This window comes from Streptomyces sp. NPDC006207 (assembly GCF_040613835.1).
In the GTDB taxonomy this organism is placed as follows: Bacteria; Actinomycetota; Actinomycetes; order Streptomycetales; family Streptomycetaceae; genus Actinacidiphila.
This window is the reverse complement of record NZ_JBEXSX010000100.1, coordinates 1-26,023: the sequence shown is the minus strand read 5'-3', so window position 1 is coordinate 26,023 and position 26,023 is coordinate 1. Positions and strand designations below refer to the sequence as shown.

General features: G+C 71.5%; 26 protein-coding genes and 1 pseudogene. 9 read left to right on the top strand and 18 right to left on the bottom strand.

What is annotated here, in order from left to right; all coding sequences use genetic code 11:
* Positions 1-555 precede the first annotated feature (555 nt).
* Positions 556-1,218, top strand: coding sequence for a Type 1 glutamine amidotransferase-like domain-containing protein (locus tag ABZ312_RS42650; RefSeq protein ID WP_500327266.1), 663 nt, complete (start codon positions 556-558; stop codon positions 1,216-1,218).
* 280 nt (positions 1,219-1,498) lie between these two features.
* Positions 1,499-1,705 (top strand): hypothetical protein, encoded by a 207-nt coding sequence (locus ABZ312_RS42645; protein ID WP_500327265.1) that lies wholly within the window; start codon positions 1,499-1,501, stop codon positions 1,703-1,705.
* A 283-nt stretch (positions 1,706-1,988) separates the two neighbouring features.
* Here the strand turns inward: ABZ312_RS42645 and dapD are convergent, their stop codons facing one another.
* Both dapD and ABZ312_RS42635 read right to left on the bottom strand, forming a co-directional pair.
* The gene (dapD, locus tag ABZ312_RS42640; protein ID WP_499511210.1) at positions 1,989-2,981 is read right to left on the bottom strand and encodes a 2,3,4,5-tetrahydropyridine-2,6-dicarboxylate N-succinyltransferase; all 993 of its coding nucleotides are present in this window, start codon (positions 2,979-2,981) and stop codon (positions 1,989-1,991) included.
* 10 nt (positions 2,982-2,991) lie between these two features.
* Positions 2,992-4,266 (bottom strand): MFS transporter, encoded by a 1,275-nt coding sequence (locus ABZ312_RS42635; RefSeq protein WP_500327263.1) that lies wholly within the window; start codon positions 4,264-4,266, stop codon positions 2,992-2,994.
* Positions 4,267-4,334: 68 nt separating this feature from the next.
* Between ABZ312_RS42635 and ABZ312_RS42630 the strand changes: the two genes are divergently transcribed.
* On the top strand, positions 4,335-5,222 hold the full coding sequence (locus ABZ312_RS42630) for a winged helix-turn-helix transcriptional regulator (RefSeq protein WP_500327262.1): 888 nt from the start codon (positions 4,335-4,337) through the stop codon (positions 5,220-5,222).
* Here ABZ312_RS42630 and ABZ312_RS42625 read toward each other — a convergent pair.
* From ABZ312_RS42625 to ABZ312_RS42570, 12 genes are all read right to left on the bottom strand, one after another.
* A complete protein-coding gene (locus tag ABZ312_RS42625) occupies positions 5,200-6,411 on the bottom strand; it encodes an MFS transporter (RefSeq protein ID WP_500327261.1) in 1,212 nt (403 codons plus the stop codon). The genes ABZ312_RS42630 and ABZ312_RS42625 overlap by 23 nt on opposite strands.
* Before the next feature lie 105 nt (positions 6,412-6,516).
* Entirely contained in the window at positions 6,517-7,071 is a 555-nt protein-coding gene (locus tag ABZ312_RS42620; protein WP_500327260.1) for a TetR/AcrR family transcriptional regulator, read from the bottom strand.
* Positions 7,071-7,391 (bottom strand): DMT family transporter, encoded by a 321-nt coding sequence (locus ABZ312_RS42615; RefSeq protein ID WP_500327259.1) that lies wholly within the window; start codon positions 7,389-7,391, stop codon positions 7,071-7,073. The genes ABZ312_RS42620 and ABZ312_RS42615 overlap by 1 nt, the downstream gene beginning before the upstream one ends.
* 50 nt (positions 7,392-7,441) lie before the next feature.
* On the bottom strand, positions 7,442-8,227 hold the full coding sequence (locus tag ABZ312_RS42610) for a hypothetical protein (RefSeq protein ID WP_500358952.1): 786 nt from the start codon (positions 8,225-8,227) through the stop codon (positions 7,442-7,444).
* Between the two features lie 104 nt (positions 8,228-8,331).
* Positions 8,332-8,673 (bottom strand): metal-sulfur cluster assembly factor, encoded by a 342-nt coding sequence (locus ABZ312_RS42605; RefSeq protein WP_018560667.1) that lies wholly within the window; start codon positions 8,671-8,673, stop codon positions 8,332-8,334.
* Positions 8,670-9,134: a Fe-S cluster assembly sulfur transfer protein SufU gene (gene sufU, locus ABZ312_RS42600; protein ID WP_326576995.1), complete on the bottom strand. Its 465-nt coding sequence runs from the start codon at positions 9,132-9,134 to the stop codon at positions 8,670-8,672. The genes ABZ312_RS42605 and sufU overlap by 4 nt, the downstream gene beginning before the upstream one ends.
* A 19-nt stretch (positions 9,135-9,153) precedes the next feature.
* Positions 9,154-10,413, bottom strand: a complete 1,260-nt coding sequence (locus ABZ312_RS42595) for a cysteine desulfurase (protein WP_500358951.1) — start codon at positions 10,411-10,413, stop codon at positions 9,154-9,156.
* The gene (gene sufC, locus ABZ312_RS42590; protein WP_500327254.1) at positions 10,410-11,174 is read right to left on the bottom strand and encodes a Fe-S cluster assembly ATPase SufC; all 765 of its coding nucleotides are present in this window, start codon (positions 11,172-11,174) and stop codon (positions 10,410-10,412) included. Before sufC ends, ABZ312_RS42595 begins: the two co-directional genes overlap by 4 nt.
* Positions 11,175-11,181: 7 nt before the next feature.
* Entirely contained in the window at positions 11,182-11,511 is a 330-nt protein-coding gene (locus ABZ312_RS42585) for a non-heme iron oxygenase ferredoxin subunit (protein WP_396348051.1), read from the bottom strand.
* Positions 11,508-12,683, bottom strand: a complete 1,176-nt coding sequence (gene sufD / locus ABZ312_RS42580) for a Fe-S cluster assembly protein SufD (protein WP_499511220.1) — start codon at positions 12,681-12,683, stop codon at positions 11,508-11,510. Before sufD ends, ABZ312_RS42585 begins: the two co-directional genes overlap by 4 nt.
* A gap of 188 nt (positions 12,684-12,871) precedes the next feature.
* On the bottom strand, positions 12,872-14,293 hold the full coding sequence (gene sufB, locus ABZ312_RS42575) for a Fe-S cluster assembly protein SufB (protein ID WP_499511221.1): 1,422 nt from the start codon (positions 14,291-14,293) through the stop codon (positions 12,872-12,874).
* Positions 14,290-15,039: a helix-turn-helix transcriptional regulator gene (locus ABZ312_RS42570; protein ID WP_500327251.1), complete on the bottom strand. Its 750-nt coding sequence runs from the start codon at positions 15,037-15,039 to the stop codon at positions 14,290-14,292. Before ABZ312_RS42570 ends, sufB begins: the two co-directional genes overlap by 4 nt.
* Positions 15,040-15,251: 212 nt before the next feature.
* Here ABZ312_RS42570 and ABZ312_RS42565 point away from each other — a divergent pair, with 212 nt between their 5' ends.
* From ABZ312_RS42565 to ABZ312_RS42555, 3 genes are all read left to right on the top strand, one after another.
* Positions 15,252-16,178 (top strand): ABC transporter ATP-binding protein, encoded by a 927-nt coding sequence (locus tag ABZ312_RS42565; protein ID WP_500327250.1) that lies wholly within the window; start codon positions 15,252-15,254, stop codon positions 16,176-16,178.
* A gap of 50 nt (positions 16,179-16,228) precedes the next feature.
* Complete coding sequence (locus tag ABZ312_RS42560; RefSeq protein WP_500327419.1) at positions 16,229-16,945, top strand: ABC transporter permease; 717 nt, start codon at positions 16,229-16,231, stop codon at positions 16,943-16,945.
* A 115-nt stretch (positions 16,946-17,060) separates the two neighbouring features.
* The gene (locus ABZ312_RS42555) at positions 17,061-18,077 is read left to right on the top strand and encodes a COX15/CtaA family protein (RefSeq protein ID WP_500327248.1); all 1,017 of its coding nucleotides are present in this window, start codon (positions 17,061-17,063) and stop codon (positions 18,075-18,077) included.
* A 15-nt stretch (positions 18,078-18,092) separates the two neighbouring features.
* On the opposite strand, the gene ABZ312_RS42550 is transcribed toward ABZ312_RS42555, so the two are convergent.
* The 4 genes from ABZ312_RS42550 to ABZ312_RS42535 all read right to left on the bottom strand — a co-directional run bounded on the left by ABZ312_RS42550 (position 18,093) and on the right by ABZ312_RS42535 (position 21,956).
* Complete coding sequence (locus ABZ312_RS42550; RefSeq protein WP_500327417.1) at positions 18,093-19,202, bottom strand: amidohydrolase family protein; 1,110 nt, start codon at positions 19,200-19,202, stop codon at positions 18,093-18,095.
* Positions 19,199-20,551 (bottom strand): glutamine synthetase family protein, encoded by a 1,353-nt coding sequence (locus tag ABZ312_RS42545; protein WP_500327246.1) that lies wholly within the window; start codon positions 20,549-20,551, stop codon positions 19,199-19,201. The genes ABZ312_RS42550 and ABZ312_RS42545 overlap by 4 nt, the downstream gene beginning before the upstream one ends.
* Before the next feature lie 73 nt (positions 20,552-20,624).
* Positions 20,625-20,987 (bottom strand): hypothetical protein, encoded by a 363-nt coding sequence (locus ABZ312_RS42540; RefSeq protein ID WP_499511226.1) that lies wholly within the window; start codon positions 20,985-20,987, stop codon positions 20,625-20,627.
* Positions 20,988-21,011: 24 nt separating this feature from the next.
* Positions 21,012-21,956 (bottom strand): heme o synthase, encoded by a 945-nt coding sequence (locus ABZ312_RS42535; protein WP_500327244.1) that lies wholly within the window; start codon positions 21,954-21,956, stop codon positions 21,012-21,014.
* Positions 21,957-22,303: 347 nt separating this feature from the next.
* Between ABZ312_RS42535 and tkt the strand changes: the two genes are divergently transcribed.
* From tkt to ABZ312_RS42520, 3 genes and pseudogenes are all read left to right on the top strand, one after another.
* The gene (gene tkt, locus ABZ312_RS42530; protein ID WP_500327242.1) at positions 22,304-24,382 is read left to right on the top strand and encodes a transketolase; all 2,079 of its coding nucleotides are present in this window, start codon (positions 22,304-22,306) and stop codon (positions 24,380-24,382) included.
* Between the two features lie 40 nt (positions 24,383-24,422).
* Positions 24,423-25,541: a transaldolase gene (tal, locus tag ABZ312_RS42525; RefSeq protein WP_500327240.1), complete on the top strand. Its 1,119-nt coding sequence runs from the start codon at positions 24,423-24,425 to the stop codon at positions 25,539-25,541.
* Positions 25,542-25,546: 5 nt separating this feature from the next.
* Positions 25,547-26,023: pseudogene (locus ABZ312_RS42520) on the top strand (glucose-6-phosphate dehydrogenase); the annotation flags it as partial.

Here is a 26,023-nt window from a genome sequence, read left to right as displayed (position 1 = left end):
GCTGCACACCTACAATCACCACCGCGGACACACCGCGCTGAACGGCAAACCACCCGCCAGCCGCGTCCCCAACCTCACAAGGCAATACACCTAGGTCGTGTCGTCAAATGAGCGCCGGCCGCCCGAAGGGCGGGCCCAGCGGCGTCTGGTGCGGTGCATCGCAAGGCGGCGAGTCGTCCTCGTAGTGGGCTACTCGGACGATTCGACAACGCAGCGTGGGGGCACCCCCGGCCGAAGGCTGGGGGAGTGCCGTGCCAGGCGCCGCGGGGCAGGCGGGCATTTGACGACACGGCCTAGGGCGAGGCGATCTGACGCATACGAGGCACAGCTCCCTCAACGCGCGAGCGCCCTCCCGCGGGGGGCGCTCGTCACGTCGGCCAAGGCCGCCGCCACCGGTTCAGGGTGTCCCATGAACGTCGATGGCAGCCGGAGGACGAGCCGAGAGCCCCGGCGACCTGAAGGGCCTCTGAAGAGGTCGCCCGGACTGCGATGAGTTCCAGCACGGTCTCGGGTCTTCAGGTACATCCACCTTCCGCACGCGAATTTGGAGGCACCTTGAAGCTCCTGCTCACGTCAGGCGGCGTCACGAACCCGAGCATCCACACGGCGCTCGTCAAGCTCCTCGGCAAGCCGATCGCCGAGTGCCACGCCCTCTGCATCCCGACAGCACAATGGGGTCACCCGATGTGCGGGCCGACATCGGTGCGGGGCCTCGTAGCCGCCGAGCCCCGGTGGCAGCACCTGACCGGCCTCGGCTGGGCGTCACTCGGCGTCCTCGAACTCACCGCACTGCCCACCATCGGCGCAGAACGATGGGTCCCCTGGGTCCGGGAGGCCGACGTGCTCCTGGTCGACGGCGGCGACGCGACGTACCTGTGCCACTGGATGCGGGAGTCCGGGCTGGCCGATCTGCTGCCTTCGCTGCCCGACACGGTCTGGGTGGGAGTGAGCGCCGGAAGCATGGTGATGACGCCCCGGATCGGAGCGTACTTCGTCGAGTGGGCGTCCGCGCCGGACGACCGCACTCTGGGAGTCGTCGACTTCTCGATCTTCCCGCACCTGGACGCCTTCCCAACGAACACCCCGGCTGACGCGGAGCGTTGGGCCGCCGACATCGGCGTCCCGGCCTACGCCATCGACGAACAGACGGCCATCCAGGTCGTCGACGGCTCCGTCGAGGTGGTCTCCGAAGGGCAATGGACGAAATTCGGGTCATAGCCGCCCGACAGTCGTGACGTCGCGTCGTTCCGCGAGACCCCATGACGTGCCGCGACCTCGACCACCGGGGCGCCCGCGGCCACCTCCATGACCGCGTGATCCCGCTGCTCGACCACGCCCAACTCCACCAGCGCGGCCCCGGCCCTCCCGCACGCGCCGAATCAGGCCCCGCACCCGACAGCGCCGTCACCCGAATGGCGCATCGTGACGTGCCACCCACATGGGTGAAGATCAAGCTGACTAGTGTCCGAACCGAGGCAATGCGTGAAAGGGGAACCACATGCGCATTCGACGAATCCTCGCCGCCGTCATCGCCACGGCAGCCCTCACGGGACTCGGCCTCACCGGCGCCGCCACCGCCACCGCAGCCACCGCCGCCACCACCGCCAGCCCCACCCCGGGTGAGTGCGAGCAGGGCGGCGGAACGGTCGACTGGGCGACCAACACCTGCAAGGGCGGCACGTACGACGGGCAGATGGTCGACTAGTACCCGGTATGCGCCCCGCAGCCACCCGCTGCGGGGCGCTCCCGCGCGAGCGTGGCCGGGAGAGTCGCTGGGCCCCGCAGGCTCGTCCCGACCACACGGTGGTACCGCCGGACGGCGCCCGGATCGAACTCCTGGAGCGGGGCTCCTGCACGAGCGCCCTCCCGGGCCGTCCTCGGGCCGTGGAAGGGCGCTCGGCGATGACCAACGTCGACAACTGCCGACAGCTCAGCAGCGGATCAGGACGTTGATCGAAAAGACAGCCGCAGGTCACGGCCGCCGGCGGTCAGTTGTGGCTGTGCAGGATCTCGTTCAGCCCGCCCCACGAGCCCGTGCGCTGGAGGACCTCGACCGCGCCGGTGATGGAGTTGCGGCGGAAGAGGAGGTTGTTGGCGCCGGAGAGCTCCTTGGCCTTGACGATGGTCTCGTCGGGGAGGGAGACCCGGGTGCCCGCGGTGACGTAGAGGCCGGCCTCGACGACGCAGTCGTCGCCCAGGGAGATGCCGATGCCGGCCTCGGCGCCGAGGAGGCAGCGCTCACCGATGGAGACGACCGCCTTGCCGCCGCCGGAGAGGGTGCCCATGATCGAGGCACCGCCGCCGATGTCGGAGCCGTCGCCGACGATGACGCCCTGGCTGATGCGGCCCTCGACCATGGAGGTGCCCAGCGTGCCGGCGTTGAAGTTGCAGAAGCCCTCGTGCATCACCGTGGTGCCGGACGCGAGGTGCGCGCCGAGGCGGACGCGGTCGGCGTCGGCGATGCGGACGCCGGCGGGGACGACGTAGTCCGTCATGCGCGGGAACTTGTCCACGCCGTAGACCGACAGGTGCAGCCCCTCGGCGCGGGCGGCGAGGCGGGCGCGCTCGATGTCGCCGACGGGGACGGGCCCGATGGAGGTCCAGGCGACGTTGGCCAGGAGGCCGAAGATGCCGTCCAGGTTCTGGCCGTTGGGCTTCACCAGGCGGTGGCTCAGCAGGTGCAGCCGCAGGTATGCGTCGTGCGCGTCGAGCGGCTTGTCGTCGGTCGAGGCGATGACGGTGCGTACGGCGACGACCTCGACGCCGCGGCGCGGGTCCGGCCCCAGGGCCTTGGGGGCGGCGTCTCCCAGCAGCTCGGCGGCCTGCTCGGCGGAGAGCCGTTCGGTCCCGGCGGGGCCGGGCGCCGCCACGAGCTCGGGCGCGGGGAACCAGGTGTCGAGGACGGTGCCGTCGGCGGCGATCGTGGCGAGGCCTGCGGCAACGGCACCGGTGGCGCGAGAGGTGGCGGTCGTTTCAGTCATGTGTCGAACGCTAGTCGTTGCGTCCCGCACTTGCCCAACCGGCCCGCCATCCGGAACGCCGGCGCCCGCCCGCCTCGGCCCCGGCCGATCCGGTGTCCCGCGCACCCGCGTCGGCGGACCCGGAGCCGCGCCGCCACCGAGCGGCGGCCGCCAGCAGCACCGCCCCGCTGAGCGCGGCCAGCACCGCGCAGACCGGCCACAGCGCGCCGGGCGCGGCCTCGTACAGGCCGCCGCCGAGGGGCGGGGCGAGGACGGTACCGCTGACCGAGGCGCCTGCGTACAGGGACTGGAAGCGGCCCTGCAGGTGGTCGGGGGCGCTGTCGGCCACGTAGGCGGTGGCGGTGGTCTTGTAGAGGATCTCCCCCGCCGTGAGAAGCAGCATCATCGTGACCGCGGCGGCGATGTACGGGCCGCCGGCCAGGGCGGCGTAGCCGGCGCCGACGAGGACGAGCCCGGTGCCGATGATCGGCAGCGGCGGGCGGCGGCGCAGGGCGACGGTGGCCGGGATCTCCAGGCAGAGGATGACGCCTCCGTTGACGGCGATGAGCAGGCCGTACGCGGCGGTGCCGATGCCGTGGTCGGCGAGCCAGACGGGCAGGGTGGAGTACTGCTGCCGGTAGACGGTGTCGGTGACCAGGACCGTCGCCAGCAGCACCACGACGGCGGGCCGGGCGCGCAGTGCCGCCCACAACCCGTCGGCGCCGGCGGCGCGGACGGCACGGGCCCGGCGGGCGCCCTGGGCGGGCAGCGCGCGGGCGGCGTAGCCGGCGAAGAGCAGGGTGCCGAGGCCGTCGGCGACGAAGAGCCAGGTGTACGAGGTGCGGGCGGCCAGCAGCGCGCCGAGCGGCGGCCCCACGGTGAAGCCCGCGTTGGAGGCGAAGCGCAGCACGGCGAAACCCTGGCGGCGCGCGCCCTCGGGGACGGAGACGGCGACGAGCGCGGAGTTGGCGGCCCGCACGGTGCCGGACGCGTACTGCGCGAGCAGCAGGACGGGCAGCAGCGCGGCGGTCGGCAGGGCGGGCAGCAGGACGAGTCCGGCGCCGGAGACGGCGGACCCGGCGAGCAGGACGCGGCGGTGCCCGAGGTGGTCGCCGAACCAGCCGCCGGTGAAGTTGCCGGCGACCAGGCCCACCCCGCCCGTGCCGGCGATCAGCCCGGCCTCCGGGACGGGCAGGCCCCGTACCGAGGTCAGCCAGACGAAGAGGTAGACGAACGTGAAGCTCACGACCGCGTTCGTGAAGACCCCGGCGGCCAGCAACCAGACGACCCTGGGCACCTCGCGCATGCCCGTACCCCCTCCTCCGCCCAGTGAGTTCCTTTTGGAAACTCACTCCCGGCTGGCAGGATAGCGGCATGGCCCGCCGCACAGAACTCGGTGACGCGAATTGCTCCATCGCCCAGGCCCTCGACGTGGTCGGCGACTGGTGGACGCTGCTGATCGTGCGGGACGCCGCCCGCGGCGTGGACCGCTTCGACGACCTGCAGCGCGAACTCGGTGTCTCCCGCAAGGTGCTGGCCGAGCGGCTGCGCCTGCTGGTCGACGCGGACGTGCTGGCCCGTGAGCCGTACCAGGACCGCCCCGTGCGCCACGCGTACCGGCTCACCCCGCGCGGCCGGGCGCTGCTGCCGGTGCTGATCGCCCTCCAGGACTGGGGCGACCAGTGGGTGCTGGGCGACGGCACGACCACCGGCACCGCACCGGACGGCTCACGGGAGGCGGAGCGCGTGCACGCGCTGACGGGGACCCGCGTGCCCGCGCTGCTGCTCCCCGCGGGCCCGGACGGCGAACTCCGCGACCCGGTGGCCGCGGACCGCCCGTTCACGGTCCTCTACTGCTTCCCCGGCGCCTACGCGCGGCCCGCGTCCTACCCCCCGGGCTGGGGCGACATCCCGGGTGCGGCGGGTTGCACGCTGGAGTCCTGCACCTACCGGGACCGGCAGGCGGAGTTCACCGCGGCGGGCGCGGCCGTGCACGGGGTGAGCACCCAGCGTCCGGACGAGCAGGCGGAGTTCGCCGAGCGGGAGCGGTTGCGCTTCCCGCTGCTGTCGGACGCGGAGCTGACCCTGTCCGCGGCGCTGCGGCTGCCGACCTTCCGCGCGGGCGGCGCGGTACGGCTGAAGCGGCTGACGCTGGTGGTCGGCGCGGACCGGGTGGTCCGGCGGGTGTTCTACCCGGTCACGGACATCACGGCGAGCGTGGCGGAGGCGCTCGAGGCGGTCAGGACTGCGTCGCGGCCTTGACCGCGTCCGGTTCGGCGGCCGCGTCCCGTACGCCCGGCAGCCGCTGGGCACCGAGTACGGCCGCGCCGGCGATGACGCCGAGCACCGCGCACAGCGGCCACAGCGCGCCCGGCGCGTGCTCGTAGAGCACGCCGCCGAGCGGGGCGGCCAGCACCACGCCGCTGATGGACGCGCCGGCGTACATGCTCTGGAAGCGGCCCTGCAGGTGGTCGGGGGCGTTGTCGGCCACGTAGGCGGTGGACGGCGACTTGTAGAGGATGTCGCCCACGGTCAGCAGGATCATCATCGCGACGGCGGCCGCGACGTACCATCCGCCGGTGGTCAGCGCGGCGAAGCCGAGCCCGACCAGGATCACGCCGAGGCCGATGATCGGCAGCGGGGCGCGCCGGCGCAGGGCGATGGTGACCGGGAGTTCGAGGAGGATCACCAGCGCGCCGTTGATGGCGATGAGGGCGCCGTAGACGCCCGTGCCGATGCCGTGGTCCTTCAGGTACACGGGCAGGGTGGAGTACTGCTGGCGGTAGATGGTGTCGGCGACCAGGATCGCGACGAGCAGCACCAGGACGGCGGGCCGGGCGCGCAGCGCGGTCCACAGGCCGGGCGCGTCGGGCGATGCCTCGCCCTTGGGCCGGTGGTTGCCGTTCGCCGGCAGGATGAAATGCGCGTAGACACCGAAGAAGAGCATGCCGAGGCCGTCGGCCACGAACAGCCAGTCGTACGAGATCGTCGTGGCGATCAGCGCACCGAGCGGCGGGCCCACGGTGACGCCGAGGTTCGCCATGAAGCGCAGCAGGGCGAAGCCCTGACGGCGGGAGCCCTCGGGCACGGAGAAGGCGATGAGCGCCGAGTTGGAGGCCCGGGTGATGCCGGTGGCGTACTGGGCGACCGGGAAGACCACCGCGAGGGCGGCGGTCGGCGTCAGCGGCAGGGCCGCCAGGCCGAGACCGGACACGACCATGCCGGTGATCAGGGTGCGGCGGTGCCCGAAGCGGTCGCCGAACCAGCCGCCGGTGAAGTTGCCGGCGACCATGCCGACGCCGCCCACACCGGCGATGAGTCCTGCCTGGGAGGTGCTGAGCCCCCGCGGTCCGGTCAGGTAGACGAAGAGGTAGACGAAGGTGAAGCTCACCGCCGCCACGAAGAACATGCCGCTGGCCAGGAGCCACACCACCCTCGGTATGTCCTTCATCGCCTGTTTCATACTGCCCTCCGATCGACGCTCTACAAGAATCGATCACGTGAAGGCGTGAATGCGGCGCGTGAGGATGCCGGATCAGGTCGCGGCCGGTATAGGTCAGCGAACCCGGTCACAGGTGCCGATGATCCGGGCGAAGACCTCGCGGGCCTCCTCCCGGTCGATGTCGCGGCCGGTCAGCAGTGCCTGCAGGCACATCCCGTCGGTGAGGGCGGCCAGCGCGCGGGCGGTGACCGGGTCGGTCCACCGGGTGAGGAGCGCGGCCATGTGGTCCACCCACTCCGCGGCGACCGGGCGTACGGCATCGTGGCGGAGCGCGGCGAGGTAGAGCTCGTACTCCAGCTGCGCACGCGGACGGTCCCGGGAGACCGTCTCCTCGACGAACCGGGCCAGTTCCGCGGCGAGGTCGGCGCCGGGCGAGCCGAGCAGGGCGCGCTCCCCGACCTCCCGGAAGAAGACCTCGTTGCACTGCCGCAGCGCGGCCACCAGCAGGTCGTCGAGGGTGGCGAAGTGGTACGTGGTCGAGCCGAGCGGGACGTCGGCCGCCGCGGCGACGGCCCGGTGGCTCAGCCCGGCGATGCCGCGCTCGCCGACGACGCGGATCGCGGCGTCGATGATGCGCTGCCGCCGCTCCGGGTCGTACCGGCGGGCCATCAGTGGGCGCCGCCGAGGTTGAGGACGACCACCCCGGCGATGACCAGGGCGATCCCCGTCAGCTTGGCGGCGGTGGCCGCCTCGCCGAGGAAGACCATGCCGATGGCGGCGATGGCCGCGGTGCCGACTCCGGCCCATATCGCGTAGGCGGTGCCCACGGACATCGACTTGAGCGTCTGCGCGAGCAGCGCGAAGGCGATCAGGTAGCCGGCGGTGGTGCCGAGGGAGGGCCACAGCTTGGTGAAGCCGTCGCTGTACTTCATGGACGTCGTACCGAGCACTTCGGCGAGGATCGCCCCGCCCAGCAATGCGTATGCCATGCGTACGAGCGTACACATCGATGTGTACGCTCGTACGCATGGCGGGCCCCTCAGGACCGGCGCGGCCACCACCGCTTCCGGGCGGTGTCCGGCGCCGGCGCCAGGCCCAGCGAATCCGTCAGGAAGAACTCCCCGTCCACCCAGTGCCCCGGGGCCGGGGTGTCCGTCAACTCCTCGCCGGCCACGGCGACATCGACCTCGTGGCCGCCGATGGTGCGCACCCGCAGCCAGTGGAAGCGGCCGCCCCCTGCCCCGCCTTCGTGGACCTCGGCGAGCAGGACCTCCCCGGCGAACGCCGCGTGCGCCGAGGGCACCCAGTCCTCGCCCGCCCCCTCGGGCGCGAACAGGCCGAAGGGAAGGAGGTAGTCGGGCGCGAAACCGATCTCGCCCTCCTCCTGCGCGGCGTCGTACGCCTGCCTGCCCCCGGTGTGGAGGGTGAGCCGCTCCGCGAGCGCGGCGAGGCGCAGTTCGCCCTCGGGGGCCGTACCGCCCCGGGAGCGCAGCACGGCGCGGTCCTCCAGCTCCACCGCGAGCGGGCACAGCATCGTCCCGCCGGGACGGTCCAGCAGTTCGAGCCGGGCGGTCTCCTCGTCCACCAGCGCCACGCGGGCCACCGGCACCGGCTCGGCGGGCGCCAGGCAGAGCAGCACCTGGGCGATCGAGCGCCCCTGCGTCTCGATGACGACCCTGGCGCCTCCGGCGCCCGTCCACACGTGCCGCCTCAGCTCACCCTCGACGTGCTGCGTGTCCGCGCGTTCGAGGAGCCCGACGACGAGTGAACGGAAGGAGTCCCGGTCGGTCACGCCGAGTCCGATGGCGGCGAAATGACTGCTCATGCGCGGAGACTCACCGACCCGGGGGAACCCCCGCAAACGAAAATACGACCGCGGGACGCCGCTCCTCCCCGGAGCGGCGTCCCGCGGTCGTGGTCCCGTGCGGGTCAGACGTTGAAGCCGAGCGCGCGCAGCTGGTCGCGGCCCTCGTCGGTGATCTTGTCGGGGCCCCACGGCGGCATCCAGACCCAGTTGATCTTCAGGTCGTTGACGATGCCGTCGGTGGCCGACTTCGCCTGGTCCTCGATGACGTCGGTCAGCGGGCAGGCCGCCGACGTGAGCGTCATGTCGAGGGTCGCGACGTTGCTGTCGTCGATGTGGATGCCGTAGATCAGGCCGAGGTTGACGACGTCGATGCCCAGTTCGGGGTCGACGACGTCGTAGAGGGCCTCACGGATCTCCTCCTCGCTCGCCGGCTTCGTCGTCGTCACTTCTGCGTTCTCGCTCATGCGGACTCCCTGACCGCGCCATCGCCCAGTGCCTGGGCGGTGGCGTCCTTCCACGCCATCCAGCTCAGCAGCGCGCACTTGACGCGCGCCGGGTACTTCGAGACGCCCGCGAACGCGACCGCGTCCTCCAGCACGTCCTCCATCGCGTCGTCGGGCTCCAGCTTGCCCTTGGACTGCATCAGCTCCAGGAAGACCTCCTGGACCTTCACGGCCTCGTCGACCTGGCGGCCGACGAGCAGTTCGTTGAGCACGGAGGCACTGGCCTGGCTGATGGAACAGCCCTGGCCCTCGTAGCTGATGTCCCGGATGGACGTGCCGTCGAGCTTGACGCGCAGCGTGATCTCGTCGCCGCACGTCGGGTTGACGTGGTGCACCTCGACGTCACCGTCGCGCAGGCCGCGGCCGTGCGGGTTCTTGTAGTGGTCCAGGATAACTTCCTGGTACATCGAATCCAGCTTCACAGGCTTCGCCGTCCGTCCCTCAGCCGAAGAAGTTCCGTACGTGCTCCAGGCCCTCGACCAAGGCGTCGACCTCGGCCGGAGTGGAGTACAGATAGAACGACGCTCGTGTGGTCGCGGGAATTCCGTACCGCAGGCAGACCGGCCGCGCGCAGTGGTGGCCGACGCGCACGGCGATGCCCTGCTCGTCCAGGACCTGGCCCACGTCGTGCGGGTGGATGTCGCCCAGGGTGAAGGAGATCGCGGAGCCGCGGCCCTCGGGGGTGTCCGGGCCGATGATCTTCAGCTCGGGCACCTCCTTCAGCCGCTTCAGCGCGTACTCGGTGATCGCGTGCTCGTGCGCGGCGATCTTGTCCATGCCGATGGCGCTCAGGTAGTCCACGGCCGCGCCGAGACCGACGGCCTGGGCAATCGGGGGCGTACCCGCCTCGAACTTGTGCGGCGCGGGCGCGTACGTCGACTCGTGCATCGAGACGGTCTCGATCATCTCGCCGCCGCCCAGGAACGGCGGGAGGTCCTCCAGCAGCTCCTGGCGGCCCCACAGCACGCCGATGCCCGTCGGGCCGAGCATCTTGTGGCCGGTGAAGGCCACGAAGTCGGCCTGCAGCGCCTGCACGTCCAGCACCATGTGCGGCGCGGCCTGCGAGGCGTCGATCAGCACCAGGGCGCCGACCTCCTGGGCGCGGCGCACGATGGCCTCGACCGGGTTGACCGTGCCCAGGATGTTGGAGACGAGCGTGAAGGAGACGATCTTCGTCTTCTCGGTGATGACCTGCTCGATGTCGTTCAGGTCGAGCCGGCCGTCGTCGGTCAGGCCGAACCACTTCAGCTTCGCGCCGGTGCGCTGCGAGAGCAGCTGCCACGGGACGATGTTGGAGTGGTGCTCCATCTCCGTGATGACGATCTCGGTCTCGCTGTCCACGCGGTAGGGCTCGTCGGCCCAGCCCAGCATGTTGGCGACCAGGTTCAGCGACTCCGAGGCGTTCTTGGTGAATATCACCTCGTCGCGGCTCGGGGCGTTGACGAACGCGGCGACCTTGTCACGGGCGCCCTCGTACAGCGCCGTGGCCTCCTCGGCGAGCGTGTGCACACCGCGGTGGACGTTGGCGTTGTAGCGCTCGTAGTACTCGCTGAGGGCGTCGATGACCTGGCGCGGCTTCTGCGAGGTCGCCGCGTTGTCCAGGTAGACGAGCTTCTTACCGTCGTGGACCAGCCGGTCCAGCACCGGGAAGTCCTTGCGGATCGCCTCGGTGTCCAGCAGGCCCGGCAGCTGCAATGTCATGCGGACGCGCCTCCCTTCACATAGGCCTCGTAGCCCTCGGCCTCCAGCTTGTCCGCCAGCTCCGGGCCGCCGGACTCGGCGATCCGCCCCGCGGCGAAGACGTGGACGTGGTCGGGCTTGATGTAGCGCAGGATGCGCGTGTAGTGGGTGATCAGCAGGGTGCCGACCTCACCGCTCTCGCGCACCCGGTTGACGCCCTCGGAGACGATGCGCAGCGCGTCGACGTCCAGGCCCGAGTCGGTCTCGTCGAGGATCGCGATCTTGGGCTTGAGCAGTTCGAGCTGGAGGATCTCGTGGCGCTTCTTCTCACCGCCGGAGAAGCCCTCGTTGACGTTGCGCTCGGCGAAGGAGGGGTCCATGTGCAGGCGCTCCATGGCCTCCTTGACCTCCTTCACCCAGGTGCGCAGCTTCGGAGCCTCGCCGCGGATGGCGGTGGCCGAGGTGCGCAGGAAGTTGGAGACGGAGACGCCGGGGACCTCGACCGGGTACTGCATGGCCAGGAAGACGCCCGCCCGGGCCCGCTCGTCGACGGACATGGCCAGCACGTCCTCGCCGTCCAGGGTCACGGTGCCACCGGTGATGGTGTACTTCGGGTGCCCGGCGAGCGAGTAGGCCAGGGTCGACTTGCCGGAGCCGTTCGGGCCCATGATGGCGTGGGTCTCGCCCTGCTTCACGGTCAGGTCGACACCGCGGAGGATCTCCCGCGGACCGCCCTCGGCCTCGACGGAGACGTGCAGGTCGTGGATCTCAAGCGTTGCCATGGGTGTCTCAGGACTCCTGGGTGACGGAGACGAGCACATCGTCCCCTTGGATCTGAACGGGGTATACGGGGACGGGCCGCGTCGCGGGCAGCCCGGACGGCTTGCCGGTCCGCAGGTCGAAGGAGGAGCCGTGCAGCCAGCACTCGATCTGGCAGTCCTCCACCTCGCCCTCGGACAGGGAGACGTTCGCGTGCGAGCAAATGTCGTTGATCGCGAACACCTCGCCCTCGGTGAGCACGACCGACACCGGAACGCCACCGAGCTCGACACGCTTGGGCGTGTCCTCCTCGAGCTCGCTCAGCGCGCAGGCGCGGACGAAACCTTCGGCGGCGGTCATACGACGGACGCCTCCAGTTCCGCGTCGATCTTCTCCAGCAGGCGCTCCTGCAGGTCGGCGACGCCGATCTGCTGGATCAGCTCGGCGAAGAAGCCGCGGACGACCAGCCGGCGGGCCTCGTCGGCCGGGATGCCGCGGGCCATCAGGTAGAACAGCTGCTCGTCCTCGAAGCGGCCGGTCGCCGAGGCGTGACCGGCGCCGACGATCTCGCCGGTCTCGATCTCCAGGTTCGGCACCGAGTCGACCCGGGCGCCGTCGGTGAGCACCAGGTTGCGGTTGAGCTCGTAGGTGTCGGTGCCCTCGGCCTCGGCGCGGATGAGCACGTCGCCGATCCACACCGCGTGCGCGTCCCGGCCCTGCAGCGCGCCCTTGTACGCCACGTTGGACCGGCAGTGCGGAGTGTCGTGGTCGATGAAGAGGCGGTGCTCCTGGTGCTGGCCCTCGTCGGTGAAGTACAGGCCGTAGAGCTCGGCCTCGCCGCCCGGGGCGCCGTAGACGACCCGCGGGTGCAGCCGCACGACGTCGCCGCCGAAGGTGACCACGACGGACTTGAAGGTCGCGTCGCGGCCGACCAGCGCGGTGTGCTGGGCCGCGTGCACGGCGGTGTCGTCCCAGTCCTGGATCGACACGACGGTCAGCTTGGCGCCGTCACCGATCAGGTACTCGACGTTGGCCGCGACGACGGCGTCACCGGTGTGGTCGATGACCACGACCGCCTCGGCGAAGGCGCCGACCTCGACGACCTGGTGGCCGAAGGCGACCCCGCCCTGGCCGTGCACCGAGATCCGCACCGGCTCGGTAAGCACCGCGTCCTTGGGGACGGAGATGACCGACGCCTTCTCGAAGGAGCTGTAGGCCTGGGCGGCGACCCGGTCCACCGGCTTGCCCGCCTTGCCGACCCGGGCGTCGTCCCGGCCGACGGTCTCGACGGTGACGCCCGCGGGGGCGTTCACCTCGACCTTGACGCCGCCACCGGTCGCGACGGCGGTGCCGTCGTGCAGACCGCGCAGCCGCTCCAGCGGGGTGAAGCGCCACTCCTCCTCGCGGCCGTTCGGCACGGGGAAGTCGGCCACGTCGTAGGACGCGGGCGCGCTGACCCGGGCGTCCCGGGGCTGGCCGACCTGGATGGCGCCTTCGGTGGTGGCACCGGCGGCCGGGATGGTTTCAGCCATGGCTGTCTTACTGCCTCTTTCTGCCTATGTGTGCTCGCTCGCCTCCGGGCGCTCGAATCCGCTTCCGACGTTCCTCGACACTGCGCTCGTTCCTCGCTTGGTCTCGTCACTTTCGGAAGCGGCGCGCCCGTTGGCTCGCTCACGGCCCTGCAGGGGCATCGGTTCGTGGTGGACGGAGCAGCCGGGCGTCAGCCGACCGCGCCCTCCATCTGCAGCTCGATCAGCCGGTTGAGCTCCAGCGCGTACTCCATGGGCAGCTCGCGCGCGATCGGCTCCACGAAGCCGCGGACGATGGTGGCCATCGCCTCGGTCTCCTCCAGGCCGCGGCTCATGAGGTAGAAGAGCTGGTCCTCGCTGACCTTGGAGACGGTCGCCTCGTGGCCCATCGACACGTCGTCCTCGCGGACGTCCACGTACGGGTAGGTGTCCGAGCGGGAGATCGTGTCCACCAGCAGCGCGTCGCACAGCACGTTCGACTTGGAGCCGGCGGCGCCCTCGCCGATCTCGATCAGGCCGCGGTAGGAGGTGCGGCCACCGCCGCGGGCCACCGACTTGGAGACGATCGAGGAGGAGGTGTTCGGCGCCATGTGCACCATCTTGGCGCCGGCGTCCTGGTGCTGGCCCTCGCCCGCGAAGGCGATCGACAGCGTCTCGCCCTTGGCGTGCTCGCCCATCAGGTAGACGGCCGGGTACTTCATCGTCACCTTGGAGCCGATGTTGCCGTCGACCCACTCCATGGTCGCGCCCTCGTACGCCACGGCGCGCTTGGTGACCAGGTTGTACACGTTGTTTGACCAGTTCTGGATCGTCGTGTAGCGGCAACGGCCGCCCTTCTTCACGATGATCTCGACCACGGCGCTGTGCAGGGAGTCCGACTTGTAGATCGGCGCCGTGCAGCCCTCGACGTAGTGGACGTAGGCGTCCTCGTCGACGATGATCAGCGTCCGCTCGAACTGGCCCATGTTCTCGGTGTTGATCCGGAAGTAGGCCTGCAGCGGGATCTCGACGTGCACGCCCTTCGGCACGTAGATGAAGGAGCCGCCGGACCACACCGCGGTGTTCAGGGAGGCGAACTTGTTGTCACCCGCCGGGATGACCGTGCCGAAGTACTCCTGGAACAGCTCCGGGTGCTCCTTCAGCGCCGTGTCGGTGTCCAGGAAGATGACGCCCTGCTCCTCCAGGTCCTCGCGGATCTGGTGGTAGACGACCTCCGACTCGTACTGCGCGGCCACACCCGCGACCAGCCGCTGCTTCTCCGCCTCGGGGATGCCCAGCTTGTCGTAGGTGTTCTTGATGTCCTCGGGCAGGTCCTCCCAGGACTCCGCCTGCTTCTCCGTGGACCGCACGAAGTACTTGATGTTGTCGAAGTCGATGCCGGACAGGTCCGAGCCCCAGGTGGGCATGGGCTTCTTCCCGAAGAGCTTCAGGCCCTTGAGACGCAGCTTGAGCATCCACTCGGGCTCGTCCTTCTTCGCGGAGATGTCGCGGACGACGTCCTCGCTCAGACCTCGACGGGCGGCGGCACCGGCTACGTCCGAGTCGGCCCAGCCATACTCGTAGTTGCCCAGACCCTCGAGTTCAGGGTGAGCCGTCTCCAGGGGGGCAGTCATGCGGGGTTCCTCCCGGCGTTGCTTGCGGTGTTGGTCGGTGCGGTGGTTCCGGCCGGCGACGCGGTCTTCGGCACGAAGGTGGTGCAGACACCGTCTCCGTGCGCGATGGTCGCCAGCCGTTGTACATGGGTGCCGAGCAGGCGCGAGAAGACCTCGGCCTCCGCCTCGCACAGCTGCGGGAACTGCTCGGCGATGTGGGCCACCGGGCAGTGGTGCTGGCAGAGCTGCTCCCCGGCGGAGGCGGGCGCGCCGCGCGTGGTGGCAGCGTACCCGTCCTGGCTGAGGGCCTTGGCGAGCGCCTGCGTGCGCTCCTCGGGGTCGGCCGCCTCGACGACCGCCCGGTAGCGCTCGGCCTGCGCGGCGACCCGGGCGCGGGCGAAGGCGGACACCGCGGCGTCGCCCTCCTCCCCGCCTCCGGCGGACTCGGCGATCCAGCGCAGGGCGTCGGCGGCGAGCTGGTCGTAGGCCTGGTCGAAGGCGTCGCGGCCGCAGTCGGTCAGCGCGAACACCTTGGCCGGGCGGCCGCGGCCGCGGTTCCCGTACACCCGCTTCTCACGCGGCTCCACCATGCCCTCGGCAAGGAGCGCGTCCAGGTGGCGACGTACGGCCGCCTGGGTCAGCCCGAGCCGTTCCGCCAGGTCGGCGGCGGTCGACGGCCCGTGGACCAGGACGGACCTGGCGACCCGGTTGCGGGTGCTCCGCTCCCCGGTCGTCTGCTCCTCCTGAGCCTCGGACACGTTTTTCACAAGACCAGTGTTGCGTAATTCATCTCGGAGAGGCAAGCGGCGGTCCCCCGGGCGGATGTCTGCTGCATCACTTAGGGAAACCTAACCTGACCTGCGGAAACGATCTTCGCCGGTGCCCGGGACCCGGCCCCCGCCCGCCGCGACCGGCGGCGGCGGCATCGGGCGCCGCCCTCCCGGCGGAGCGCGCCCCGGGGGTTCGTAGACTTCCCGTCATGCGAATGGACCCCGCGGTCGAGGTGACCGGACTGGTCAAGCGATACGGCCCCAAGACCGCGGTGGACGGGCTCGACCTGACCGTCGCCCGGGGCACCGTGGCCGCCGTGCTCGGACCCAACGGAGCCGGCAAGACCACGACCGTCGAGACCTGCGAGGGGTACCGCCGTCCCGACGGGGGCCGGGTCCGCGTGCTGGGGCTCGACCCGGTACGGGAGACCGCCGCGCTGCGGCCCCGGATCGGCGTGATGCTGCAGTCCGGCGGCGTGTACGCCGGTGCCCGCGCCGAGGAGATGCTGCGGCACACCGCCAAGCTGCACGCCCACCCCCTCGACCCCGCGCTGCTGATCGAACGGCTCGGCCTGGAGTCCTGCGGCCGTACCCCGTACCGCCGGCTCTCCGGCGGCCAGCAGCAGCGTCTGGCGCTCGCGATGGCCGTCGTGGGCCGCCCGGAGCTGGTGTTCCTGGACGAGCCGACGGCCGGACTGGACCCGCAGGCCCGCCGCGCCACCTGGGAGCTGGTGCGCGAGCTGCGCGCCGACGGCGTCACCGTCGTCCTGACCACGCACTTCATGGACGAGGCCGAGCAGCTCGCGGACGACGTCGCGATCGTCGACAAGGGCCGCGTGATAGCGAGCGGCACCCCCGAGGAACTGTGCCGCGGCGGCGCGGAGAACACCCTGCGCTTCAACGGCCGCCCGGGCCTGGACCTCGCCTCGCTGCTCAAGGCACTGCCCGCCGACTCCGCCGCCGTGGAGCTCACCCCGGGCAGCTACCGCATCGAGGGCAAGGTCGATCCGCAGATGCTGGCCACCGTCACCTCCTGGTGCGCCCAGCACGGCGTGATGCCCGACCGCCTCGCGGTCGAGCGGCGCACCCTGGAGGACGTCTTCCTGGAGCTCACCGGCAAGGAGCTGCGTTCGTGACCGCCACCGGCACCTTCACCCCCGACCCCGGCGCGGCCCCGCTGCCCCGGATGATCGGCGCGCAGACGGCACTGGAGACCCGGATGCTGCTGCGCAACGGCGAGCAGCTGCTGCTGACCGTCGTCATCCCCACGCTGCTGCTGGTGCTCTTCAGCGCCGTCGACATCGTCGACACCGGCGCCGGCAAGGCCGTCGACTTCCTGGCCCCCGGCGTCCTCGCGCTGGCCGTGATGTCCACCGCCTTCACCGGCCAGGCCATCGCCACCGGTTTCGAGCGGCGCTACGGCGTGCTCAAGCGGCTCGGTGCGTCGCCGCTGCCGCGCTGGGCGCTGATGACCGCCAAGACCGGCTCCGTGCTGGTCACCGAGATCCTCCAGGTCGTCCTGCTCACCGTGATCGCGTTCGCCCTGGGCTGGTCGCCGCACGGCAACCCGCTCTCGGTGCTCCTGCTGCTCGCCCTGGGCACGGCGGCCTTCTCCGGCCTCGGCCTGCTGATGGCCGGCACACTCCGCGCCGAGGCCACGCTCGCCGCCGCGAACCTGGTCTTCCTGCTGCTGCTCGTCGGCGGCGGGGTGATCGTGCCGCTCGACAGGTTCCCCGGCGCTGCGCGCTCCGTCCTGGAACTGCTGCCGATCTCGGCCCTGTCGGACGGTCTGCGCGACGTCCTCCAGCACGGCGCGGGCGTGCCCTGGGGCGACCTCGGGATCCTTGCCGTGTGGGCGGTGCTGGGGCTCGGCGCGGCGGCGCGCTGGTTCAGGTGGGAATGACGCGGTCCCCGTAGTGGGCGAAGCCGGCGTCCTTCCGCTGGTCGACGCCGCTTCTGTCCCCGTCCCCTCCCCTGGGCGTCCCCCTCGTGAAGGAATGCACAAGGGGGCCCCTACGATGGTGGCCGTGCCGAATCTCAGCCAAGCAGGCCAAGCCGTGCGAAACCCCCTGGCCTTCATCGCCCAGCGCTGGACCCCGTCCCCCGAGACGGTCCGGCGGGCCGCGCTGGCCGCGCTCGTGATGAGCGTCGTCATCGTGGTGACCGGCGGCGCCGTCCGGCTGACCGGTTCCGGTCTCGGCTGCCCGACCTGGCCCAAGTGCACCGACGACAGCCTCACCGCGACCGGCGCCATGGGGCTGCACGGGGCGATCGAGTTCGCCAACCGCATGCTGACCTACGTGCTGTGCGCGGCCGTCGGCTGGGCGATCATCGCCGCGCGGGCCGCGGAGCCGTGGCGGCGCGGGCTGACCCGGCTGGGCTGGGCCCAGTTCTGGGTCGTCATGGGCAACGCCGTACTCGGCGGCATCACCGTCCTGACCGGTCTCAACCCGTACACCGTCGCCGCGCACTTCCTGCTCTCCAGCGCGCTGATCGCCGTCGCGCTGCTGATGTGGCAGCGGGCCGGCGAGGGCGACGCGGGACCGCGCCCCCTGGTCGGCAAGCCGGTCAGGCAGCTGGCGTGGGTGCTGGTCGCCGCCTCCGCGGCGCTCATCGCGGTCGGCACGCTCGTGACGGGGGCGGGGCCGCACGCGGGCGACAGCAGCGATGTGCCGCGCGTCCCGGTGAAGTGGGAGACCATCTCGCAGCTCCACGCCGACCTGGCGTGGGTGGTGTGCGGGCTGGCGATCGCGCTGTGGTTCGTGCTGCGCGCCGTCGACGCCCCCGGGGGACCGCGGGCCCGGGTGCGGGACCTGCTGATCGTGCTGCTGGCGCAGGGCGTCATCGGCTACGTCCAGTACTTCACGAAGCTGCCCGAGGTGCTGGTGGCCCTCCACATGCTCGGCTCGACGCTGGTGTGGATCGCGGTGCTGCGGGTGCTGCTGTCGATGCGGGAGCGGCCGGAGACCGAGCCCGGCGAGGCGCCGGTGACCGAGGCCGTCGCAGCCGCCCCCGAGCCCGCGCCGGCCGCCTAGCCGCCACCGGCCCGGTCAGCCGAGCCGGTACAGCCGTCGCGCGTTGTCCGCGGCCACCATGGCCGCGACGCGCCGGGCGTCGGCCGCCGACCAGGCACCGTCCGCGACCCAGCCGCCCAGCACGTCGCGCACCGCGCCGCGGAAGACCTCGGCGCCGGTCACGTACAGCTCGGGCAGCCCGTAGGCGTCCGTGGAGAACAGCAGCTTCCCGAACGGCGCCAGCTCCAGGAACTCCGCGAGGACCGCGCCCGCCCGTGCCCCCACATGGGTGAGGGCCAGACCCACGTCCGCGTGCACGTGGGGGAAGACGTTCGCCAGGTAGGCCGCCTGACGGTGGTACGGGTAGCAGTGCAGCAGCACCAGGGCGATCCCCGTGCCCGCGGTCGCCCGGGCGAAGTCCGTCAGCAGCGCCGGATCGGCGTGGTCGAGCCGCAGGTCCGGGTCGCCGAATCCGGTGTGCAGTTGCAGCGGCAGCCCGGTCGCGACGGCCGTCCACAGCAGGTGCCGCAGCAGGACGGGGTGGTCGAGCCGGGTGCCGCCGGCGCGCCGCGCGTCCAGCCACGCCCCGGCGGCGTGCCGCACCTCACCGGGCGCCGGGGGCTCCGGGGCCAGGCCCAGTCCGTGGCGGTAGGCGGCGATCGACTTGAAGCCGGCGGCGGTGCGCGCGGCGGCGTGGACCGCCTCGGCGATGCCCTCGACCAGGGCCCCGGGCGAGTCGCAGGTCCCGGCGACGTCCTCGGCGAGCCGTTCCAGCCGCACGATCTCCCGCTGCGCTCCCCCACCCGCCGCGGCCAGCTCCGCGGGCGTCGTCAGGTCGCCCGTCAGTCCGGTGTCGACGACGTACGTGCCGATGCCGCTGCCGTGCAGCAGCCGGTGCGTGGTCTCGTGCGACCCGAGCTCACGGCGCCGTGCGAGGTAGCTCGCCGGCGGGCAGTGCGGCTCCAGGCCGAGCAGCGGCGGGCACCAGCGGCGCACGGCGAAGCCGGTCTGGGTGTCGAAGTAGGTGGTGCCGGGCGCCGCGGGCGCGTCGGACTCGGTGAGGTACCCCTCGAAGGCCGCGATGCCGAGCTCGCCGCGGACGACGCCGTGGCAGTGGTGGTCGACCAGCGGCGGCAGCTCGATCACCAGCGCCACCGGGTGGCCTCCGCGAGCTCGGCGGGACCGTACTCGGCCAAAGCCTCGGACTCGGCGCGCCGCACCGCGACCACCGCGCCGAACAGCGCCTCCCCCAGCGCCTCCTTCAGCGTCCCGCTGCGCACCAGGTGCGAGACGGCCTCGCTGAGCGAGGTCGGCAGCCGTTTCTGGTCGCCGCGCTCGCCGGGATCGCCGCTGACCGGAGGGGGCAGCGTTCCCGCGCCGTCGCGCAGGCCGGCCAGGCCCGCCGCGATGACGGAGCCGACCAGGAGATAGGGGTTGGCCGCCGCGTCGAACGGCTTGAGCTCGGCGTGGCCGCCGTCGGGGTCGTCGGACTCGCCCGGCACCAGGCGCAGCGCCGCCTCGCGGTTCTCCACGCCCCAGCAGCGGTGCACGCCGGCCCAGTGGGAGGGGACGAGCCGCAGGTAGCTGGCCGGGGACGGGGCGCCGATGGCGCAGAGGGCGGGCAGGGCGTCGAGCACGGCCGCCAGGAAGGTGTTCGCGGCGGGCGCCAGGCCGTACGGGGTGCTGGGGTCGCGGTGCAGGTTGTGCCCGTGCTCGCGCAGGCTCAGGTGCAGGTGGCAGCCGTTGCCTACCTGCCCGGCGACGACGGTCGGGGCGAAGGAGGCGCGCAGGCCGTGGGCGGCGCTGACGGCGCGTACGGTCTCGCGGACGAGGACGACCTCGTCGGCGGCGCGCACCGGGTCGGCGGGCGCGGTGGAGACCTCGAACTGGCCGGGCGCGTACTCGGGGTGCACCTGCAGCACCTCGATGCGCTGCGCGGCGAGCGCGTCGTGCAGGTCGAGCAGGTAGTCCGAGAGTTCGGTCACCCGCGTCAGGCCGTAGGCCGGGCCGCGGGAGGCCCAGTCGCCGCTGCCGTCGTCCTTGACCACGACCCACTCGGTCTCGAAGCCCATCCGCAGCTCCAGGCCGCGCTCGGCGGCCCGCTCCGTCATGCGCCGGGCGAACAGCCGCTGGCAGGCGGGGTGCGGGCGGCCTTCCTGGTCGTAGCGGTCGGCCGGGGCCCAGGCCCAGCCGGGGCGGGCGGCCAGCACGGTGAGGCGGTCCAGGTCGGGGAAGAGACGCAGGTCACCGTCGGGGCCGGCGATGTGCGGGGAGGAGGTGATGGCGTCGTCGGAGGTGAAGACGTCGAAGACCGGCGACATGCCCACCCCGCGGTGCGCGGCGTGCGGCAGCCGGGCGGGCGGCACGGTCTTGGCCCTGCTGATGCCCGCGTTGTCGACCCAGCTGACGGCGACCGCGCGCACGCCCTCCGCGGACAGCCGCGCCGCTTCCCGGCGGGCCGTCAGCCGCCGTTCGTCCCGTTCCTCGGTCTCCACCGACGCCTCCTCGTACCGGCCCGTCCGGTCGACCGGACCACTCCCATGGTGGTCCTAACGGGCGGGCCCGGCGTCAGGTGTTGGCGCGTCCGCCGATCTGGATCCCGGCCATCCGCGACCACTCGTAGCGGCCGGTGCGCACCTTGGCCGCCAGGTCGCCGTCGAAGGACTCGTGCACCGTGATCCCGGAGCGCTCGACGGCGCTGCGGGCGATGTCGTACGTGGGCGCCACCAGGTCGCCCCACTCGCCGTTCTCGCCGACGAGCACGATGCGGGTGCCGACCTCGCCGATGTACGCGATCTGGCCCTCGGCGCCGCCGCCGTGGCTCTTGGCGAACGCGGTGATCTGCTTCGCCAGGCGGGCGGCGCGGCGCTCGGCACGGGCCGCGGCCCGGCGGTCCGCGGCCTGGGTGACTGCTTCCTGGGTCTCTGCCATGAAGGGAATGCTACCCGCCGGTAATCAGCGCAGGAAGGGGTCCACGGCGACGGCGACGAACAGCAGCGTCGCGTAGGTGATCGACCAGTGGAACAGCCGCATCTCCTTCAGCTTGGCGCCGACCACACCGGCCTTCGCCCGCCCGTACAGGGCGTGCGCCTCGACCAGCCAGAAGGCGCCCAGCAGCACGGCGGCGGCCGCGTAGAACCAGCCCGCCGCGCCGAGCGGCCACCACAGGGTGAGCGAGACCAGCACCATCACCCAGCTGTAGATGACGATCTGCCGGCCCACCACGACGTTGCCCGCCACGACCGGCAGCATGGGCACGCCGACGCGCGCGTAGTCGTCCTTCACCTTCATCGACAGCGGCCAGTAGTGCGGCGGCGTCCAGAAGAAGAGGACGAGGAAGAGGACGAACGGCGCCCAGGCCAGTTCGTCCCGCACCGCCGACCACCCGATGAGCACCTGCATGCAGCCCGCGATGCCGCCCCAGACGATGTTCTGGGCCGTGCGGCGCTTGAGGCCGAGGGTGTAGACGAAGACGTAGTAGAGGATGGCCGTGAGGGACAGCGCCGCCGACAGCGGGTTGACGAGCACCCAGAACCAGGCGGTGGAAACCACCGAAAGCGTGATGCCGAAGACCAGGCACTCCCACGGCGCGACCATGCCGGTCACCAGCGGGCGCTGCTCCGTACGGTGCATGAGCGCGTCGATGTCACGGTCGATGTACATGTTGAGGGCGTTCGCGCCGCCCGCCGACATGTAGCCGCCGATCATGGTCGTCGCGACCAGCCAGAGGTCGGGCACACCACCCGCCGCAAGGAACATCACCGGAACCGTCGTGATGAGCAGCAGCTCGATGATGCGCGGCTTGGTCAGCGCCACGAACGCCATCACACGGGCACCGAACGGCCGGTGGCGATGGCTCGATCCGATGGCTCCGGCGGGCCGGGATTCGACGGCCGTCACGAACACCCCTGAGGAAAAGTCCAGCAAGCGGCTCCGCTTGCGCGTACCACGCCACTTTAGACGTAGCGGATACTCCACCCGCGCTCGGGGGTGGCACGTGTTGGCCTCCATAGCGCAAGAGAGGCGCAACCTGAAGGTGTTCTGTGTTCAACAGGCGAAGAAACGCTGACCGGGGCACGCTGGTGACACCACCGGTGCCGGGGAGGGAATGTGGCTGCCCGGGGATCGGTTGCCGCAGGCGTCGAGCCCGCACTCGAATAGGTGCACGTACGTGCAGGGGTAGGCTCGGCAACGCCCGGTGTGCACTTCGTCACCGGCGTAATACATGTGGAGAGGAGCCCTCTCAGGTGAGCACCGAGCCGACCACCACCGAGCTGGAGTGGACCGAGCTTGACAGGCGTGCGGTTGACACCGCCCGGGTTCTGGCGATGGATGCCGTGCAGAAGGTCGGCAACGGCCATCCGGGTACGGCGATGAGCCTCGCCCCCGCGGCCTACCTGCTGTTCCAGAAGCTGATGCGGCACGACCCCTCGGACGCCGGGTGGACCGGTCGCGACCGCTTCGTCCTCTCGCCGGGACACACGTCCCTGACGCTTTACACGCAGCTCTTCCTTTCGGGGTACGGCCTGGAGCTGGAGGACCTCAAGGCCTTCCGCACCTGGGGCTCGCGCACCCCCGGCCACCCCGAGCACGGTCACACGACGGGTGTGGAGACCACCACCGGCCCGCTGGGCCAGGGTGTCGCCAACGCGGTGGGCATGGCGATGGCCGCCCGCTACGAGCGCGGCCTGTTCGACCCGGACGCGGCGCCGGGCGAGTCGGTCTTCGACCACACCATCTGGGCGATCGTCTCCGACGGCGACCTGGAGGAGGGCATCTCCGCCGAGGCGTCCTCGCTGGCCGGGCACCAGAAGCTGGGCAATCTGATCGCCCTCTACGACGACAACCACATCTCGATCGAGGGCGACACCGCGACCGCCTTCTCCGAGGACGTGCTGAAGCGCTACGAGGCCTACGGCTGGCACGTGCAGCGCATCGAGCAGGACCCCTCGGGCGACTTCGACGTCCAGGCCCTGTACGCCGCCTTCGCGAAGGCCAAGGCCGTCACCGACCGCCCCTCGATCATCGCGGCCCGCACGATCATCGCCTGGCCCGCCCCGAACGCGCAGAACACCGAGGCCGCCCACGGCTCGGCACTGGGCGACAGCGAGGTCGCGGCCACCAAGAAGGTGCTGGGCTTCGACCCCGAGCAGGACTTCGAGGTCGTCCCCGAGGTGCTGGCGCACGCACGCAAGGTCGCCGACCGCGGCCGCGAGGCCCACGCGGAGTGGACCAAGCGGTTCGAGGAGTGGCGCTCCGCCAACCCGGAGCGGGCCAGGACCTTCGACCGTATCCACGCCGGCGAGCTCCCGGCCGGCTGGGAGGACGTCGTCCCGGAGTTCCCCGCGGGCAAGGACGTCGCCACCCGCAAGGCCTCCGGTGAGGTGCTGAAGGCGCTGGGCGGCGTGATCCCCGAGCTGTGGGGCGGCTCCGCCGACCTGGCGGGCTCGAACCTCACCACCATCGACGCCTCGTCCTCGTTCCTCCCGGCGGACAACCCGCTGCCGGAGGCGAACCCGTACGGCCGCACCGTGCACTTCGGCATCCGCGAGCACGCCATGGGCTCGACCATGAACGGCATCGCGCTGCACGGCAACACCCGCGTCTACGGCGGCACCTTCCTGGTGTTCTCCGACTACATGCGCCCGGCGGTCCGCCTGGCGGCGCTGATGAAGCTGCCGGTCTCCTACGTCTGGACGCACGACTCCATCGGCCTGGGCGAGGACGGCCCGACCCACCAGCCGATCGAGCACCTGGCAGCGCTGCGCGCCATCCCCGGCCTCAACGTCGTCCGGCCGGCCGACGCCAACGAGACGGCGATCGCCTGGGCGGAGATCCTGCGCCGCCACACGGCCAAGCCCGCCCCGCACGGCGTGGCGCTGACCCGGCAGAACGTGCCGACCTACCCGGCGAACGAGGACGCGGCCAAGGGCGGGTACGTGCTGTTCGACGCCGAGGGCGGCCAGCCTCAGGTGATCCTGATCGCGACCGGCTCCGAGGTGCAGCTGGCCGTCGAGGCCCGCGAGCAGCTGCAGGCCGACGGCATCCCGGCGCGCGTGGTCTCCATGCCGTCCGTGGAGTGGTTCGAGGAGCAGGACCAGGCCTACCGCGACAGCGTCATCCCGCCGAACGTGCGGGCGCGGGTCGCCGTCGAGGCCGGCATCGGGCTGACCTGGCACCGTTTCGTCGGTGACGCGGGCCGGATCGTGTCCCTGGAGCACTTCGGGGCAAGCGCCGATTACAAGGTCCTCTACCGCGAGTTCGGTCTGACCGCGGAGGCCGTGGCCGCCGCAGCGCGCGACTCGCTCGCCGCCGCCGCACGCTGACGCACGGACCCATACGACGTACCGAGGAGATGCAGAACCCATGACAGACGCACTCAAGCGCCTCTCCGACGAGGGCGTGGCGATCTGGCTCGACGACCTGTCCCGCAAGCGGATCACCTCCGGCAACCTGGCCGAGCTCATGGACCAGAGCCACGTGGTCGGTGTCACCACCAACCCCTCGATCTTCCAGAAGGCGATCTCCAGCGGGGACGGCTACGAGCAGCAGCTCACCGACCTCGCCGCCCGGAAGCTGACGGTGGACGAGGCCCTGCGCATGATCACCACCGCTGACGTGCGCGACGCCGCCGACGTGCTGCGCCCGCTGTACGACGCCAGCGGCGGCCAGGACGGCCGGGTGTCCATCGAGGTCGACCCGCGTCTGGCGCACAACACCGCCGCCACCATCGCCGAGGCCAAGCAGCTCGCCTGGCTGGTTGACCGGCCCAACACCCTGATCAAGATCCCGGCCACCAAGGCGGGCCTGCCGGCCATCACCGAGGTGATCGGCCGGGGCATCAGCGTCAACGTCACGCTGATCTTCTCCCTGGAGCGCTACCGCGAGGTCATGGACGCCTACCTGGCGGGCCTGGAGAAGGCCCGGGCCGCGGGCCTGGACCTCTCCCTGATCCGCTCGGTGGCCTCCTTCTTCGTCTCGCGGGTGGACACCGAGATCGACAAGCGCCTGGAGAAGCTGGGCAGCGACGAGGCCAAGTCCCTCAAGGGCAAGGCCGCCGTCGCCAACGCCCGGCTCGCCTACCAGGCGTACGAGGAGGTCTTCTCCTCCGACCGCTGGCAGGCGCTGGAGCACGAGGGCGCGCACAAGCAGCGTCCGCTGTGGGCCTCCACCGGCGTGAAGGACCCGTCCTACCCCGACACCCTGTACGTGACCGAGCTGGTCGCCCCGGGCATCGTCAACACCATGCCCGAGGCCACGCTCGACGCGGTGGCCGACCACGGTGAGGTCACCGGCGACACCATCCGCGGCACGTACGAGCAGTCCCAGGGCGAGCTGGACGCGATCGCCGCGCTCGGCATCTCGTACGACGACGTCGTCCAGCTGCTGGAGGACGAGGGCGTCGAGAAGTTCGCGGCGTCCTGGAACGAGCTGCTGGGCTCGACCGAGGCCGAGCTCAAGCGCCTGGCGCCGAAGGAGGCGTAAGCACGTTGAGCAGCGCCAACCCGCTGCGTGACGCATCGGACCGACGGCTCCCGCGCATCGCGGGACCGTCGGGCCTGGTGATCTTCGGCGTCACGGGCGATTTGTCACGTAAAAAGCTGATGCCTGCCGTGTACGACCTGGCCAACCGCGGGCTGCTGCCGCCGGGCTTCTCGCTCGTCGGCTTCGCCCGCCGCGACTGGGCGGACGAGGACTTCGCGCAGGTCGTCCACGACTCCGTCAAGGAGCACGCGCGCACCCCCTTCCGCGAGGAGGTCTGGCAGCAGCTCTCCGAGGGGATGCGGTTCGTCCCCGGCGACTTCGACGACGACCAGGCCTTCGAGAAGCTGCGCGGCACGGTCGACGAACTGGACAAGGCCCGCGGTACCGGCGGCAACTTCGCCTTCTACCTCTCGGTGCCGCCCAAGTTCTTCCCGACCGTGGTCCAGCAGCTGAAGAAGCACGGGCTGTCCGACCCGCCCGAG